13 protein-coding genes are annotated in these 17,561 nt (G+C 58.5%); 10 read left to right on the top strand and 3 right to left on the bottom strand.

Going from position 1 to position 17,561, the window contains the following annotated elements:
* The 6 genes from HY962_02615 (at position 1) to HY962_02590 (ending at position 7,440) form a co-directional block, all read left to right on the top strand.
* Positions 1 to 696 (top strand): heme exporter protein CcmB, encoded by a 696-nt coding sequence (locus HY962_02615; GenBank protein MBI5645799.1) that lies wholly within the window; start codon positions 1 to 3, stop codon positions 694 to 696.
* 122 nt (positions 697 to 818) lie between these two features.
* On the top strand, positions 819 to 1,667 hold the full coding sequence (ccsA, locus tag HY962_02610; protein ID MBI5645798.1) for a cytochrome c biogenesis protein CcsA: 849 nt from the start codon (positions 819 to 821) through the stop codon (positions 1,665 to 1,667).
* 69 nt (positions 1,668 to 1,736) lie between these two features.
* On the top strand, positions 1,737 to 1,859 hold the full coding sequence (locus HY962_02605) for a CcmD family protein (GenBank protein MBI5645797.1): 123 nt from the start codon (positions 1,737 to 1,739) through the stop codon (positions 1,857 to 1,859).
* A gap of 18 nt (positions 1,860 to 1,877) precedes the next feature.
* Positions 1,878 to 2,285, top strand: a complete 408-nt coding sequence (locus HY962_02600) for a cytochrome c maturation protein CcmE (protein MBI5645796.1) — start codon at positions 1,878 to 1,880, stop codon at positions 2,283 to 2,285.
* A gap of 38 nt (positions 2,286 to 2,323) precedes the next feature.
* Entirely contained in the window at positions 2,324 to 4,996 is a 2,673-nt protein-coding gene (gene ccsA, locus HY962_02595) for a cytochrome c biogenesis protein CcsA (GenBank protein MBI5645795.1), read from the top strand.
* A 299-nt stretch (positions 4,997 to 5,295) separates the two neighbouring features.
* Entirely contained in the window at positions 5,296 to 7,440 is a 2,145-nt protein-coding gene (locus tag HY962_02590; protein MBI5645794.1) for a T9SS type A sorting domain-containing protein, read from the top strand.
* 149 nt (positions 7,441 to 7,589) lie between these two features.
* On the opposite strand, the gene HY962_02585 is transcribed toward HY962_02590, so the two are convergent.
* Positions 7,590 to 8,114, bottom strand: a complete 525-nt coding sequence (locus HY962_02585) for a hypothetical protein (GenBank protein ID MBI5645793.1) — start codon at positions 8,112 to 8,114, stop codon at positions 7,590 to 7,592.
* An 82-nt stretch (positions 8,115 to 8,196) separates the two neighbouring features.
* A complete protein-coding gene (locus HY962_02580; protein MBI5645792.1) occupies positions 8,197 to 8,811 on the bottom strand; it encodes a hypothetical protein in 615 nt (204 codons plus the stop codon).
* A 186-nt stretch (positions 8,812 to 8,997) separates the two neighbouring features.
* On the opposite strand from HY962_02580, the gene HY962_02575 reads away from it, so the two are divergent.
* From HY962_02575 to HY962_02560, 4 genes are all read left to right on the top strand, one after another.
* A complete protein-coding gene (locus HY962_02575) occupies positions 8,998 to 11,373 on the top strand; it encodes a hypothetical protein (GenBank protein MBI5645791.1) in 2,376 nt (791 codons plus the stop codon).
* An 88-nt stretch (positions 11,374 to 11,461) separates the two neighbouring features.
* Complete coding sequence (locus tag HY962_02570; protein ID MBI5645790.1) at positions 11,462 to 12,580, top strand: Omp28-related outer membrane protein; 1,119 nt, start codon at positions 11,462 to 11,464, stop codon at positions 12,578 to 12,580.
* 206 nt (positions 12,581 to 12,786) lie between these two features.
* Positions 12,787 to 13,314 carry a hypothetical protein gene (locus tag HY962_02565; GenBank protein ID MBI5645789.1) on the top strand — a complete coding sequence of 176 codons (528 nt, stop codon included), beginning with the start codon at positions 12,787 to 12,789 and terminating at the stop codon, positions 13,312 to 13,314.
* Positions 13,315 to 13,611: 297 nt separating this feature from the next.
* Positions 13,612 to 15,804 carry a hypothetical protein gene (locus HY962_02560; GenBank protein ID MBI5645788.1) on the top strand — a complete coding sequence of 731 codons (2,193 nt, stop codon included), beginning with the start codon at positions 13,612 to 13,614 and terminating at the stop codon, positions 15,802 to 15,804.
* A gap of 74 nt (positions 15,805 to 15,878) precedes the next feature.
* Here the strand turns inward: HY962_02560 and HY962_02555 are convergent, their stop codons facing one another.
* The gene (locus tag HY962_02555; protein MBI5645787.1) at positions 15,879 to 17,375 is read right to left on the bottom strand and encodes an amino acid permease; all 1,497 of its coding nucleotides are present in this window, start codon (positions 17,373 to 17,375) and stop codon (positions 15,879 to 15,881) included.
* Between the last annotated feature and the right edge of the window lie 186 nt (positions 17,376 to 17,561).

Genomic DNA, 17,561 nt, shown 5'->3' with positions numbered 1-17,561 from the left:
ATGGTCTGCCGCCGGGGTGTCCCGGTGAGTCTGCGCCGCGGGGCTTCCGCCGTCTTCGCGAAGGACGTGCGCTCGGAATTGCGCACGCGCTACGCCGTCAACGCGCTGTTCATGTTCGTGGTAGTCGCGATTGCCGTCATTCTTTTTGCACTTGCCGGCGAGACCCTGGGGCGGGCCGTACACGCGGGTCTCCTGTGGGTGGTCATGTTTTTTGCGGCGATGAGCGGACTCTCGCGCTCCTTCGTCGCGGAAGAGGAGCGCGGCACGTCGCTGGCGCTGCAGCTTTTGTGCAGTCCGAGTTCCGTGTATCTCGGAAAGCTGCTGTTCAACGTGGTACTGTCGCTTGTGCTCAACGCGTTTATTGTCGCGCTCTTCCTTGTGTTCCTGCCCGAGATCCGTGTCAATCAGCCGGGTTTGTTCCTCGCGGTCATTGCCCTCGGCAGTGTCGCGACAGCCGCCGCTACAACCATCATTGCCGCCATCATCGCGAAGGCGAACACCAAGGGTACGCTGTTTCCCGTTCTCTCATTCCCGATCCTTCTGCCCCTGCTCATGGCGGGAATCTCCGCCACAAAAACGGCAATAGAAGGGAACACATGGAATGAGGCCTGGCCCGATCTGCAATTGCTTGTGTCGTATTGTGCCGTGGTGGTCACGGCGTCGTATCTTCTGTTCGATTTTGTCTGGAAAGAGTAAAGGAAAGGACAGCCCGTATGTGGTGGAAAATTCTCCTGTTCATCTGGATTGCCGTGTTCAGTGTCTTCGGCATCATCACGCCTGTTGCCGGCACGTTCGGCGACCTCGCGATGTACGCGCAGATGTCCCCCGAAAAGGAAATCCCGCTGAAGCTTACTCTCGGCGCAAAATCCGCCGAGCCCGATGCCGACGGTGCCTTTGTTCTGAAGGCAACCGATGGGCACGGACTCGAGTCGCCGGTCGCTTTTGCGGCCAGGCCCGCGGATCTGGATGCCGCGACCGGCTACCTCGTGCTCGCGCGCTACGATGCGGCGCGGCATCGCGTCGCCGTCTCGCGCATTCTCGCGACCGATCCGGGTCTGACCTTCCCCTTTATTCCGGGCCTGGAGGAACGCGCCAAAATCATCTTTTTCCATGTGCCCATGTCGTGGCTCACCGTGATCGCCTTCCTCGTGTCCATGTGGTTCGGCATCAAGTATCTGCGCAGGAAACAGATGGATGACGACGCCAAGTCGGCAATTTCGGCCGGACTCGGGCTCCTGTTCTGCATCCTCGCCACCACAACCGGATCCGTGTGGGCAAAATTCAACTGGGGATCATTCTGGAACTGGGATCCCCGCGAGACATCGATCTTTGTGCTGCTGCTCGTGTACGGCGCCTATTTCGCGCTGCGCTCCGCCATCGAGGTCGAGGAAAAACGCGCCAGTCTGAGCGCCGTGTACAGCATCCTGGCCGCCGTCACCGTGCCGTTCTTCATTTTCATCATGCCCCGCATCATGCCGGGCCTCCATCCCGGTTCCGCCGACGACACAACTTCGGGGCCCGTCGTCAGTTCCGGGGGTATGGACGCCACCATGCGTGTGGTTCTGTACGGACTACTGCTCGGGTATCTCGTGCTGTACGGGTGGCTGATGCGCATCCGATTCAGTCTGTACCGCATCTCACTTGCACGGACGCCGGGACAGTCCTGAACGGGAAACACACATCACCGCCGAATCACCTTTTCTCGATTGCAATAAATCACTATACTCGGACAGGATATGTACGAATTTCTGGAACACAACTCGCTCTACGTCGTCCTCATTATCGTTCTGATGGTGTGGGCAGGTCTCTTCGGATACGTGTGGCGTATCGACAGAGCCGTGAAGAAGCTTGAAGATTAATCACGAGAGGACACACCCATGAAAAAACGGTATATCATCGGCGGACTGGTCGTGCTGATCTTTCTCGCTGTCGGCGGATACTCGTTCCTGAACAGCTCCATCGAGTACGCCACCATCAGCAAGGCCGAGAATTCGGGCAAAAAGGTGCAGGTCACCGGCAAGTGGGTGAAGGAGATGGACGCGCGCTACGACAGCAAGGCGCACACCTTCACATTCTACATGCGCGACGAGGAAAACCGTGTCGCGAAGGTGGTGCTCACCGGCGGGAAACCGAACAATTTCGATATCGCGACGAGCATCGTCGCAAAAGGCCGGTACGAGCAGGGTGCCTTTCACGCGAGTGAAGTCCTGACAAAATGTCCCTCGAAGTATGAGGGCAAGCCCGCCGACGCCCATCCTGACAATATTCCGCGAACCTCGCTGTAGGATACAATCCACAGCACTTGTAGAAAGGACAGCACGACATGTACGAAGCAGTCGGCATGATCGGGCGCGTTGCCGTCGTGGGCGGATTCATCGCCACGGCGGTTGCATGCTTCGCTTATTTTGCCTCGCTCCGCCGTGAATCCCTGATTCATCTGGGACGCGCCGGTTTTCATCTCACGACGACATCGGTGTTTCTGGCATCGGCGGCACTGCTCGTGCTCATCGTCAAACACCAGTTCCAGTACCACTACGTCTGGGCATACAGCTCCCGCGAACTGCCGCTCGGCCTGTTGATGTCCACATTCTACGCGGGCCAGGAAGGAAGCTTTCTGCTGTGGACGCTGATGGTTTCGATCATCGGTATCGTGCTGCTGGCCTACACGCAGAAACACAACAACGAGCGGGAGGTTATGGGGACCTACACCGCGGTGCTCGCATTTCTGATGCTGCTTATCGTGGTGAAGAATCCTTTCGCGCTTGTGGAAGGATCGCAGATTCCCGCCGACGGAAAGGGCCTCAATCCGCTCCTGCAGAATTTTTGGATGCAGATACATCCGCCGATACTTTTCCTCGGTTTTGCCTCGATGGCTCCGCCCTTTGCACTGGCGATGGGTGCGCTGATGCAGAAGAAGTATCAGGACTGGATTACGAGTTCGCTGCCCTGGGTGGTCGGCGGCGCCATGGTGCTGGGTCTCGGCATTGCACTAGGCGGATTCTGGGCGTATGAGACGCTCGGCTGGGGCGGCTGGTGGGGTTGGGATCCCGTCGAAAATTCTTCGTTGATCCCGTGGCTTGTTTCCGTTGCGCTCGTCCACACGATGCTGACGCAGAAACGGACGAAGGGACTCATCATGACGAACTTCCTCCTCGCCATACTCAGTTTCGTCACTGTGCTGTACTCCACCTTCCTGACACGCAGCGGCGTTCTGGGCGACGCATCCGTGCACTCTTTCGTGGATCCGGGGCGCTTCGCGTTTACACTGCTCGTGCTTTTTATGTTCGCGTTCACCGACACGGGCGTGGCGTTCATCTTCCTGCGTTTCACCAAACTCGGGCAGGCATTGGCCACGCGTTTCAGCGGCTGGAAACGGCTCGGGATCGTGTATCTCGTCGCGATCGGCCCCAGCATTCCCATCTTTGCCATCGTCGGCGGCGACATTGTGCCCGTCTTCGAGGACGTGATCGCGAACGTGCCCGCGGTGGTGGACATTTTTGTGTTTCCCCTGCTGTGGACGGCGCATCTCCTGAATGCCGTCGCGCCGCTCTGGCCCGTCGCACTGGTCCTGAAGCTGGCATTCATCATTTACACGATGACCGGCCGCATGCACAGCGAGAAGGAGTACACGAGTTTCCGTTTGATGTCACGCGAAACATTCCTCGGGCTCGGTTCCGCAGTACTCGGTATCTTCACCCTCATCGTGCTGCTCGGCACCTCGCTGCCCATCATTCCCCAGTCGATCATCGCTTCCATCAACGATATGCTTGCGGGCATAGGATCGGACGCGACGCTGGGCAACACGGTTGATCCGTCGTTTTACAACGCGATGGGCGTGCCGCTCGGAATTCTCATCGTGGGCATGGCCGCGTCGGCACTGCTGCTGAAGTGGATACAGAACAACAAGGGCGAAGTGCTGCGCAAGGCCATACTGCCCGGTGCCCTGGCTTTGGCGTTCGCCGCGGTGATCTGGCTGGCCGGCGGAGTGAACGACGTATGGATGCTGGCGCTCGGTTGCTCGGCGTTCTTCAGTGTCGTTGTCAATGCGCAGGTGGGCTACACCATCGTGCGCGGCAATCCGAAATTTACGGGCGCCTATGTTGCACATCTTGGCGTGGCCTTCACGCTGCTCGGTGTCATTGGATCCGGATTTATGAGCCGCACGCAGTCCATCGAATTGCCGCAGGGTGTGTCGAAGTCCGCCTTCGGATACAACCTCACCTACACCGGATACGAACCGTTCTGGAACGGCGAGCGGTTTTACTTCAAAGTGGCGATGACCAATGCCGACGGCGATGTGATCGACACGGTGAAGACAGTCATGTTCAACTCGATGTACGGCGGACAGAAGCAGCTCATGCGTAATCCCGGCATCGCCAAGTTCTGGTTCAAGGATGTTTACCTGGAACCGCAGGCGCTTTTTGCACCGGATCCCGACGGCTGGCAGGCGGCACAGTTTACGAAAGGCATGTCAATCGAGTACGGCGGGTACACGATTCACTTCGTAGACTTCGACATGAACAACAGCGCGGCGTCGCAGGCCTTTACCATCGGCGGCGTTTTCCGCGTGGAGAAGTACGGGCAGCCGCCGCAGGAGTTCACGGTGACACACACAACGGGACCAGACGGTGTGCAGGACACCCCCGCGCGCGTCAGCGCCGGAGATCTCGAGATCGTGATAGACGCGCTCACGCCCAATCGCGAGGATCTGGCTCTCTCGACCGTCGACGCGCGCATGCGCAATCCGAAGGTCACACCCAACCCGAACGACCTGCGTGAAACCCTCGTCGTCGAGGCATCGCTGAAGCCCTTTATCTCCCTTGTCTGGCTCGGCATTGTGGTCATGATTGTCGGCTTCGGAATCGCGCGCGCGCGACGTGCAAAGGATGCCAAACGTCTCGAGGCTCCGTCCCGCCCCGGGCTGCCACTTGGCAGCGCCCGGACTGTAGCACCCGCACAGGAAGACGTCGTGCCCGAGGAACAACAGCAGACCTGACCGCAATCCCACCTTTTCTCCCCAGGCCGCGATGATGTTCATCGCGGCCTTTTCTTTTGGTCTGGAATAAAACGTCGCCCCGCGGATTGAATAGCGTCACATCGTGCTGTTTCAGTTTGGAACACTTCTCCCTCCGAATTATGACTTTTGAACGCTGAGAATTTGCACTGCGCAGAATGCCGCAAAACCTGCGATAATAGACTAAAACAGACAATATACTGTGATAATAGGATAATTGGCATCCGGTACGATTCTTGAAATACTATTAGACTCCATCACATTGTATTTCAGGAGCCGGGATGCTTTCCAAGTCATTCGTCACCTTCATTTTTATTGGTGTGATCGTCGGCAGCGCCTTTTCGCAAAGGACGTTCACCAAACGCGTGGGTTTTAACGTCAAGGGCAAGATCGTGATGATCGGGAACGTGAATGTGCGAGGTTACACGTCGTCGTCGGGGAGTACGACCGGCGGCAACAGCAGCGGCAGTGCGAACAACGATTCGTATTACATGCGTCATGTGGACGTCGATTCCGACGGCAGCACCTTCAACTCGAGTTCCGCCGATCTGAGTCTGCCGGTGCCCTCCGACAGCATACTCTGGGCCGGACTGTACTGGCATGGATACTCCGCCTCTGGATACTCACAGAGCGGCGTGTCGGCGAATGCGTACGGCAACCGCTTCAAGATCAAATTGCGCAAGGACGCGGGAGCGTATACCACCTACACCGCGGTGCAGCAGGACGATATCAGCAACTACAATTACCGCGGCTGGTACGCATATCAGGGGTACTACGATGTCACGGATATTGTGCGTACGGGCGGCAGCGGCACCTATTACGCGGCAAACATTGTGACTCCGTACAACGACTACGGAGTTTGCGCCGGCTGGTCGCTCGTTGTTGTGTACAAGGATTTCAGCAGCGAGCCGTTGCGCAATCTTGTGATCTGGGACGGGTATCGCGTGCTCGATCCGAATTCCTCCGAGACCATCACCTTGACCGGATTCAAAACACCATCGACCGGCACAGTCACAACCAACGTCGGTTCGATCGCCTTCGAGGGTGATGCGGGGCTTACCGATGACCGGCTGCGGCTCGGACCGACAGTGTACCTCAGCGATGCGCAAAACCCGTCTACCAATTTCTTCAACAGCAGCATATCGATGTTCGGGACCCGTTTTGCAGACAAGAATCCCGATTTCACAAATCAACTGGGATACGACATCGACATCGTATCAACATCTGGTGTGCTCGGCAACGACATCACATCCACCACCGTACGATTCCGCACCGACGGCGACCTGTACTACCCGGGAGTCATGAGTTTCGAAACCGAGAGCAAGGCGCCCGCGGTCACCGTCGAGAAGCGGTTCTATGAGTCGGGAAGTAATACATATTCCGTTTCGAAAATGGTGGGCATACCACCCAACACCGTTGCAAACCGCACGGTGCAGTATCATTTCAACATCGAAAACATCGGTGATGAGAATGCGCTGAATGTCGTGCTCATCGACACGATACCACCACTGCAGGATTATATGGCCGGTACCATGCAAGTGTCGATGGACAATATCAATTGGAGCACACTGACCGATGCAAACGACGCAGATGCCGGGTACTTCGATGCCGTCAACGACCGCGTTGTTGTCGGCGTCGGGAATGCCGCGACATCCGCCAATGGCGGGCAGCTCCTGAAACACTCCATCCGTTACGTGCGTTTCCAGACGCTGATCGAAGATCCCGCCACATTTACTCCGCCGCCGCCCGGCCTGTATGAGGCGCCGAATTTTGCGAGAGTCGCCTATGCCGATACCGGCGCCTATCTCTACGATGCCAACAGCAACGGGGTCGTGCTGACCATCGACAACGCACTGCCTGTGGAACTCGTCGCCTTTGCCGCGCGCACGATCGGTCATGATGCGCGCCTGACATGGCGTACGGTCACCGAGTCGAACAATCACGGATTCGAGATTCAGCGGCAGTGTGCCGACGGAGAGTGGGAAAAAGTGGGGTTCACCGACGGAGGAGGCACGGTGAATACACCACGCGACTACACCTTTGTGGATAAAGACGCCGACCGCGTCGGAACCTCGTTGCGATATCGACTGAAACAGATAGACCGGACAGGCGGCTTCGAATACTCGAATCCGGTAGTTGTGAGCTTTACCCCACCGGCCGGCTTGACGCTCAGTGCACCGTATCCAAATCCTGTTGCGCAGGGTGCGTTGGTAACACTGTCGTATGCATCAACGTCCGGAACAGGGCTCCACATTTTCCTCCACGACGTCCACGGGCGTGAGCTGCGCCATATCACGGAAGAGTCAACGTCCAGGGGCGTTTCCTCGGCAACCCTCCTCACGGGGGATCTCCCCGCCGGTCACTATACAGTGATTCTCACAGACGGAACCGACCTGGTTACCCGGCCGCTTGTGATTGGACGCTGAGACGCAGCGCGTCACGTGACAGAAAGGGCCGTGTCGCAATGACACGGCCCTTTGATTATTCCACTTCCATGCGCTCGAAGCGGTGCATCGGCAAAGAACAGGGGATGGGGGTCCGCTGTCCGCCCGCTCGATGTGCTGCGGCCGCGGTCCTATCGCAGTCGGATGGATGCCAACACGCCCTGAATCGTTGCATCCGTTTCATGCCCCGGTCCCATGAGTTGTATCGAGATCTGCATGCCGTCTTTCAGCGCGCCATACAGGGTCTGATGTGATCCCGAGGCATCGTACGTCGTTTTCAGAAAAGTGAGTCCGAGCATGTCGACGTTTTCTATGGCGGTGCCTTTGTACTGTGTCATCATCGACGTGAGATTCGTTTCGACGTCCTTGTCGGTCATGTTCATTCCGGCCTTCTTTGCCTGCACCATGAAGGTTCCCGCATTATTGTAGGTCTGGACGGTTCCATCATTAAATTCGGAAAACTGCCATCCCTCGGGCACAAGAATGGAGAAGATTTTACCGTCCTTCACCGAGCCGGCAACCGCCGGCTTTTCCTGCGTGGCTGCTGCATCTCCGGCGTTTCCCGCTTGTGATTTGGTCTCGTTGCTTTTGCCGCAGGACAGAAGTCCGAGGACGAGAAATGCTGCGACGGTGTACGATACGACATGGCGTCCCATACTGGTTCTCCGGGTGGTGGAATGAGTGATAGTGGGGCACGCGCATCGTGATGGCGCAACTCCGTTGCGCGTACTCATGGTGTTATTTATGACGATCGAGCGTTTGCGACAGCAGCATCCCGGCGATCCACCCGTTCCTGCCCCGGAAGCGCGCGAGCACGTATTGTGACGCCTCACTGTGTTGCACAGGAACAATCTCGAGTTCATCACCCCTGACAACATATCCTTTGCGCTGCATCGGCGGCGAAGACATCACCACAAAAAATCGTGAACGTGTCGCCGTGACAACGGCACGTTGAGGGCGTTTCCGCCTTGTTGACGGGAATTCATCGCCGGACCAGTTCGCGCCGCAGAATGACGGCACACCCGACACCGGCTGTAGCCGCACCGATTTTTCCGTCACGATGATTGCGATCGTGCTTCCGTCTTCCACGAAGTGATAGATGCCGTCGTGTTCCAATCCGGCCACCCCCGCCACATCGCAGATGTGCGCGGCCTGACCAAAGACAGACTGATAGGAAAATGACAGAGCATCCCCCGCAATGAGCAGGGCAATGGAACCGTTGTTGTTGGACCACACGCCGCTCGGATCCCACGTGACGGGTGCCTGGGCGAACGCCTGAGCGGACGCCAGAAGTCCGACACAGACAATGATACTATGTCGCAAACAATCGAGCAGACCCCCTCGGTCCGTCATTCCGGTTCTCGATGAATGATGTGAAGCGCAGCGTCACGCGAATATGAATATGGGAAACTAGGGCGCCGGCCGCTTCCGTCAAAACTTCATACCGCCAGTATGTTTGTGCTAGGATATTCGGACATCACATCGGATTTTTTACGTGACTTCATTCTCCCACGATATACCGGCAGAAGGCGGAGTGGTATGAAAAGACTCGTGATTGTTCTTATGGTTGCGGCGAGTGTCCAGGCAGTACACGCGCAGCGTATCCTGGTCGACCATCGGGATGTCGCGCTGTTCGACAGCATCCCCGCGCAGTACCGTGACGCCGCACAGAATCTTCGTATGCTTTTTATGGACCGCTCCGTGGGCGGAAACATATCGGACGCGCTGAATTGCCTGTCGGTGCCCTGGTCCAACGCCCCCAATTCGTGCAAGAGATATCAGCACCGCGATTCGGCGTACGCTGTCGCACCGTCGGAAGTGTATTGGAACGGCACCTGGGACCGCCGCCGTTGGCGATACGAGTTCTGGCCTTCGGGATGTTCCGAAGACGCCAACTGCTTCGTGAACTTTATCGAGCCACGCATCGATTCCTTCGATGTGGTGGGATTCCAGTTCAGCTATCTGGCCGTCATGCCCGGCGCGAACATCATACACCCCATAGACGGATTTTTCGGCACACGCACCGATCGTGGCACTGCCACGAGTTACACGGCGTTTGCCGCGCGGCATCCGCAGAAGACGGTGATATGGTGGACCACCTCGCTCGCCCGCGGAATAGGGAGTCCCGAATCGCAGGCCTTCAACACTGCGATGCGTGACTACGCGCGGAATTACAACCTCGTCCTCTTCGATGTGGCCGACATTCTCTCGCACACACCGGCGGGCGCGCCATGTTTCGACAACCGCGACGGAGTGGCCTTCCTCACAGAAAATTATCCTGACGACGGTCTCGACATCCCTGCAATTTGTCCGCAGTACACAACCGAAACCGACGGCGGTCATCTGGGTTCGATTTCGGCTGGTGGGATACGCGTCGCCAAGGCGTTCTGGGTGCTGATGGCGCGGATTGCGGGCTGGGACGGCCGCGGCGGATCCGGCGTCACAGAAGTACCGGACAAGGTACAACTCGTGTCACCCGCTCACGGAACAATACTCGCGTCCGACACCGCGCGTTTTGTGTGGCGCCGTTCACAGCCACAGGTCACATGGTACCGCATCGAGATAGCGGACAGCGCCGGGTTTGCCCGACCCCTGTTTGCCGATTCTTCACGCATCGACACGACATTCACCACCGCACAATTGCCACGTGGCCGCGAACTGATCTGGCGCGTGCAGGCGCGCAATGCAAAAGGGTGGGGCGCGTGGAGCGATCCGCGTTTGTTGACACTCGCACCACTGCAGTTGTTCAGCGCCGTGCCTATCACCGAGATGGGGAGGAGCACATACAAGAACTTTGGAGGCGGACTCTATCCCGACGGCACAAATCAGCGTCCATCGGCGCATGAGACCGCGGGCCGCGCGCTGGCACACGCCATCACACCGCTCGACTCGCTCGGCAGGCCCGATCCGGTAAACGGAAAGATCGGACTCATGTCCATCGGCATGTCGAACACGGGGCAGGAGTACGCCGTGTTCGAAAATGTGGTCGACACGTTCCAGATGAAGAATCCGAATCTCGTCGTGGTAAGCGGCGCGCAGTCGGGGCAAACCGCCTCCATCATCCGGGATCCCAACGCCGACTACTGGCGTATCATCAACGAGCAGCGATTGCCATCGCGCCGTCTCACGCCCGCGCAGGTCCAGGTCGTTTGGCTCAAGCAGGCGAACATCGCGCCGACGCAGGTCTTTCCCGTACATGCCACCATGCTGCAGGACGACATCGAAGCCATAGTGCGCCTCCTTCCCCGGAAATACCCGAACGTGCGCCTGCTGTACCTTTCGAGCAGAACGTATGGCGGGTACGCAACGACGCAGCTCAATCCCGAACCCTACGCCTACGAATCCGGGTTCAGCGTGAAATGGCTGGTGCAGAAACAGATAGACGGCGACACCGCGCTCGTGTATACCGGGACCGCTCCGCGCGCGCCGTGGCTGGCATGGGGGCCGTATCTGTGGGCCGACGGACCGAATCCGCGAAGCGACAACGGCCTGTTTTACGTGCGCGAAGATTTTATCCAAGACGGGACGCATCCTTCGGAAACAGGCCGGGCCAAGGTCGCCCGCCTGCTGCTCGACTTTTTCCGCACCGATTCCACAACGGTGCCCTGGTTCCTCAGACGGAACACCACCGCGGTGGAACAAAAAGGAGCAAGCAGTCCGATATTGTTGCAGATCATTTCGGACGCAGCGGGCGGCGGCCTGAGCGCGGTGATGGATCTGCCCCGGGCCGGATCCGTTCTGCTGGAACAATTCGATGTGCTGGGCATCCGTGAAGCGGTGCTTCTCGACAGCCACCTGCCCGCGGGAAGGCATACCGTTGCGATCAGTCCGAGGCCGGGCAGTGCCGCGCGGATGTTCTTCCTGCGCCTCTCGACGGCCGACGGCGTCAGCGTCACGCGGGGCATGAGGCAATAGCAGACGTCGAGGGTCCGCTTTGTTGTTCCACCAGGAGTGAATGCTGTGTACATTTCCATGAAGCCACGCAGCCCACTCCGGAGGTCCCATGAAAAACGTCCTATTCCTCGTCCTGGTCGCGCTTCTTTGTGTGTGGAAGATGAACGCGCAGGGCCCTGTGAAGCGTATCCTGCTCGAGGAGTTCTCGACAGCGCCCTGCGGTTTTTGTCCCGACGGCGATGTGATTGCGGAGAAGCTGGTGGCTGATCATCCGCAGGTCATCTGGGTCACCCATCATGCGGGTTTCGGAACCGATTCGATGACCGTGGCGGAGAGCAAGGCCATCGCATCGGCGTTTACAGATTTTGCGCCAGGCGCCTGCATCGACCGCGGCGACCATCCCATCCCCGTGTACACACGGCCGCCCTTCATCGCGGTGTCGCGCCAGAAGTGGGATTCGGTCTGCACCGCGCATCTCGGTGACGCTCCGGTAACCGCCATCACGCTGCAGAACACGTTGAACCGCTCCGCGCGCAGCATCTCGTGCACCGTCGTGATACAGTTTGTGAGCGCTCCTGCGCCGGGCGATCTGCGCCTGAATCTGTACATCGTGGAAGACAGCGTGAGCGGCGTCGGGAAGGGGTACGATCAGACGAATTATTTCAACGGGACGCCGGGTCATCCTTATTACAAGAAAGGCGATCCGATTGTCGGATATTCACACAAACGCGTGCTTCGGGCGGTTCCTTCGGGCGCGTGGGGGCTGACGGGTGTGTTTCCCTCCGCACCCGGCACAGGGACGTACACGTACACATTCCAGAACATTCCGCTCGCAGCCGCATGGAACATCGAGGCGCTTGACGTCGTTGCCTTCGTGTCGTATTACGACGCCGATGCAAAGAAGCGTGCCGTGATCAATTCCGCAAGCCGCAGAGCGACGGATGGTCCGTCCGCGATCAGCGAAGCCGGGATCACCGAACATCAGACACGGCTCGACGTGTATCCCACGCCCGTGCGGGTCGGTTCGATCGCGACCATCGCCCTCGATGGAAGCGGGCAGGGCGAGCTGCTGCTTTCGGATCTGTATGGTCGCGAGGTCGGACGGTGGCAGGTCGCCGCCGGGATGACGTCCATGCCGCTGCCGCCGCTTCCTTCGGGCGCATACATGTGCCGTTTCGTGTCCGGCAACCTCGTGCACGCGGAAAGCCGTCTGCTCGTCGTGCGTTGATCCGCGTTTTCCCGCGGAGATCATTCAGCCGCGTCAGGTAGAAACGGGGCGCTCCGGTCTTGATTTTGCCTTTTCGGGAAAGTACATTTCGGACATAGTCAGATCATTATAGCCGGGATGGACCTCCGCATGAGCGGCGGCCTTCCTCTTGATCGTGCGTCCCCGCCAGGGGCGCGCATGTCCCACACACCATACAGGAGGTACTCATGAAGCGTTCCATTCTCGTTGTGGCAGCAGTGATGTTTCTCAGCGGCTCGGCGGCCTTTGCCCAGCTCGATCCGAACTGCCTCGGCATCGGCGCTGAATTTTCGGACCGGGCCACCATGGCGAAATTTGTGTACACGGCGACCACGAATATCAGTCTGCAGTTCGGCATCGGCTATACGAGCACATCGCAGACAATCGACCCGGAGCCGGCAGTCAAGCCGGAGAGTGAGTCGTCGCTCGGCTTCCTCATCGGAGGCAAGTACTTCCTCGCGGACAAGGACGTTGATCCGTTCATCGGCCTTGCGTTTCGTTATTCGAAGCCGCACGAGCATCACACAATCACTGGAATCAGCCTGCTTGTCGGCGGCCAGGCGTCCATCGTGAAAAAGGTTGCCATCTTCGGCCAGGTGGGTCTCGACTACGACATGAATGCCGTCGAAACCACCGTTGGAACGCAGACCACGAAGACCACGACCAACACGCTCAGTCTCTTCACCGGTGCCGTGGGCGCGATATTCTATCTCTGATCCAACACAGTTTTCCTGCACAGCGCCCCGGATTCCGGGGCGCTGCTGCTTTGTATGGAATCGGTTCCGTTTTCTGTACAGATGTACAGTTGATATAGGGCAACGCATGTCCGATTTTAGCATCGTCAATTCTACGCATACAACATTTTTTGCGGCCGCTGTGTCAACGCAGGGAGAGGGGCAGCCCGCAGCCGGTCCGGCACGTCGCAGGGCATGACGTGCGGCGCTTACCGCGCTAAGCCGCAGGCGGTTCCGCGATTTTTTTTACATTGCGTTCTCCACCTCTCGCGAACGCCGATGGCGACAAAAAAAATACTCCGCCCGCCCGTTTCACCCGTACCGCACGATGCAGCCCTTACGCCCGCGCACCCAGCGAGTCAGAAAGCAGCGCTCGATGCGTCCTTCGCATTTCTCACGGCGTTGATGCTCTTCCAAAACACTGTCGAAGGCCGGCTTTGGGGGATCAATTTCGGTAGATACCTGGGATTCAACGTCTGGGACACCGCTGTTTTTGTCCTCATACTGTTATTGCGTGTTCCGGCTGTGTACGAGTATCTCGCAGGCGCTCTGGCGCGGCCTCGGGCCGCGGGCATGTGGAAACGTGCCCTCCCGCTTGTCGCTGTGGCCACAACCGCCTGTGTGATGTACCTCTCGACACACCTGCAGGTGGCCTACGCGTTTCTCGGTGACGGATCATACTATGCAGGCGAAGTGTACCGGCTGCTCGCCGCACCCGATTTCCATCCCGCCTTCTTGAAACCGAGCTCGTGGCTCACAGGCGAGTGCCTGCGCGTGCTCACACTCTGGCTGCACTCCGACAACGTGCGTCTCCCGTTTACTGTTTTCGGCGCCGCGGGGCTTGGTATCGTTGTCCTTTCGCTGTTCACAAACCTTCGCCACGAGAAACGCGATATTAGTATGCTGCTTTCGGTTGCGGCAATATTCGGCGCGGGCACACTGCTGTTCCTGACGTACGTCGAGTTGTACGCGCTCTCTTACGCGCTCACAATCGCATATTTCCTCGCGTCATGGAGGGCACTGCGGCTGAACGGGTCCGTCTTCGCACCCGGACTTCTGCTGCTGGCCGCAGCGGCGTTTGCGCTTCCGTCCCTCGTTTTTGTCCCGTCGTATCTGCTGCTCCTTCATTGGAGATTCCGCGGAGAGCACGGGCCCGTCCCTCTAGCCAGGGCGGCGTTACTGCTGTGTGTACTGATAGTCGCGGCCGTCATCGGTGGATATTTTCTACGCGCGGCGGGTTTGCTGCCGGATGTCCTGATCCCGCTCACAGCGGGGGATTCCTATGGACATGCGTACACACTCCTCTCACTGTCGCATCTGCTCGACATTCTCAACAGTATCGTCCTCATCGCGGGTGTGTTCAGCGCGGTGCTCATCGGGGTGACGATAACTGCGCGAAAGCGTGTACCCTGGCGCTCGCCGCTCGTGCTGTTTGCGCTCGTTGCCGCGGGGGGAGGGCTGTTTTTTATCGCATGCGGGGATGCGTTTCTCGGACTAGCCCGGGATTGGGATCTGATGACAGCCCCGGTGTTTTCTCTCATATTTCTGTGTGCGGTTGTCCTGACCCAGCTTCGGGAGCAGGGCGATGTAAATCTGTACCGCATCTTGCCGATATTGGCCGGTGCCGCCCTGTTCACACTCTATATGTGGATACGTGTCAATGTGGCCTTCGATGCATCACACGACGCAGACGCGCGACGCTTCGAGAAAATCGTGCGTATGGACGAGGGCATTGTGCGGGCTGTACATACGTACACGGGATACGACATCCTGCGCACATACGCGCATCAGTCGGGTAGGCAGGAACAGGAGATCGACGCACTCTTCGGGATGCTGGCCACGGGACATCTTTTAAAAAACACCGACGACAAACTTGCGAATGCCGTGATGCTCGTTCGTGATCCGGCGCTGCGCCGCCAGTCGTACACACGGTTCCTTGACCAGATCGAGGAACGCATAGGGCACACAACGCTGCAACCCGCGGAAGATGAAAGTTCACCGAGGGAACTCGTCGCGCGTGTACTGCTCTCCGCTTCCCAGACAGGCGACGCAGCACTCGCACAGAACTCAGTGGCGCATTTTTCCACCGTGTTCCCAAACTGGAGGGAAGCCGCTCTGGTCTCGGCATTGTTGGAATCCGGACTCACGCCCGCGCAGCGCGCCGAGCGGTCCGCCACCGCGGTGGATCCGACACGCTGCGGCGACGCTGCTCTGTCACTTGCAGCCGCGCGTGTGCAGGCGGCCGGAGGCGCCGTCGATCGCGCGCTGCCGCTGTACGAACGTTCATTGGCCCTCGCGCCCGGGGTGTATCCCCCCGCGTACATCGAGGCCGCGAAACTCGCGTTCGAGGTTCGTAACGACCGCGTGGCGTCGCAGCGTTATCTGCGCGACTGCATCACCCATGCACCTGCATCACCCGAGGCGCTCGACGCGCGGCGCATACTCGGCATGATGGAGCAAAGCGCGGAGTAATACACGCGCGGTACCTCAGGATTGTGATGGACGCCAATACCGCGGGTCAGCGGCGAGACGTACTGCGCGCCGTGTTATTTCGTTTCTCCGCGCATCTTCGCCATGATGCTGTGCCTGCGCCCGTAGGTGAAGTAGATCACAAAGCCGATCAGCAGCCAGATAAACAGCCGCCACCAATTGTCCACCGGAAGCGAAAACATGAGCATGGAGCACGAGAGAATGCCCATGATCGGGACAAACGGCACCCATGGCACGCGGAACGGGCGCTCGGCCTCGGGATGCGTGCGGCGCATGATCAGGACCGCGCCGCAGACGATGACAAACGCGAAGAGTGTGCCTATGTTGGTCAGGTGCAACAGGGCGTCGATGGGGAGGAAGCCGGCCAGCACGGTGACGAATATTCCGATGAGGATGGTGGATTTCCACGGCGTCCTGAATTTCGGATGAACGACTCCGAAAATGGATCGGGGCACCAGGCCGTCACGCGCCATGGCCAGAAATACGCGGGGTCCCGAGAGCATCATGACGAGCAGCACGGATGTGATTCCGGCGACACCGGCCACGGCGATGATGCCTTCGGCCCAGCCGAGGCCCTTGGTTTTGAACGCGAGCGAAACGGGGGCGTTGACGTCGAGCTGATCAAAACGAACCATGCCCGTGAGCACGGCCACAACGGCGATGTAGAGAACCGTGCAGATCAATAGTGACGCGATGATGCCGACGGGAACATCCCGCTGCGGATTTTTCGCCTCCTCGGTGTGTGTGGAAACGGAATCGAAACCGATGTAGGCAAAGAAAATGATGGCGGCTCCGGCAAGCATACCCACGGGCGCGCCGGTGGGATTCGTGTCGCCTGCGACATGTAATCCGAAGAAGCTGATGCCGGTCCACCCGAAAGGCGCGAAGGGTTCCCAGTTTGTCGATTCAATAAAGAACGCGCCGACACCGATGACGAACAACACCGCAGCCAACTTGATGCCGACCATTGTAGCATTAAATGACGCCGATTCCTGTATTCCTTTGACGAGGATCAGTGTCACGATCGCAACTATAATCACGGCGGGCAGGTTGATCATCGAACCGGTGGAAAGAAAGGTTCCGCTTACAGCATCGTAGCGCCAGGGTGATTCGCGCAGCAGCTCGGGGAGAACGATCCCGGCCTTGGCCAGGACATTCTGGAAGTAGCCTGACCATCCCGTGGCGACAGTGGCGCTGCCCACCGCATACTCGAGCACAAGGTCCCATCCGATAATCCACGCAAACAACTCTCCGAGCGTCGCATACGCATACGTATATGCCGAGCCGGCCACAGGAACCATGGATGCAAATTCGGCGTAACACAAGGCCGCAAAAATGCAGGTGATGCCCGCGACCACATACGAGAGCATCAGTGAGGGTCCTGCCACATTGTGCGCGGCGGCGCCGGTGGCGACAAAAATTCCGGCACCGATCACGGCGCCAACACCCAGGGCGGTGAGCTGCACCGGACCCAGGATTCTACGGAGGCGGTTTTCACTGTGCATTTCCTCCAAGAGCACATGGAGAGGCTTGCGGGCGAACAGCGATTTCAGCATTTGGTATCTCGATTTTGCGCTGGAAGATTTCTGCGAAAGTATCGCGAAGCTGTGGGACTAACAAACCCGACCATGGAATGCGTAGTGCCCGAACGCGAATGAATGCGGAAATAATGATATGTTTGGAACAGTTACGACGGTGGCTGCTGCATGCCTTTCGCCGAATATATCCACCACATTCCT

This window comes from Ignavibacteriota bacterium (genome assembly GCA_016218045.1).
Taxonomy (GTDB): domain Bacteria; phylum Bacteroidota; class Ignavibacteria; order SZUA-365; family SZUA-365; genus JACRFB01.
This window is presented reverse-complemented; position numbering and strand designations above follow the sequence as displayed.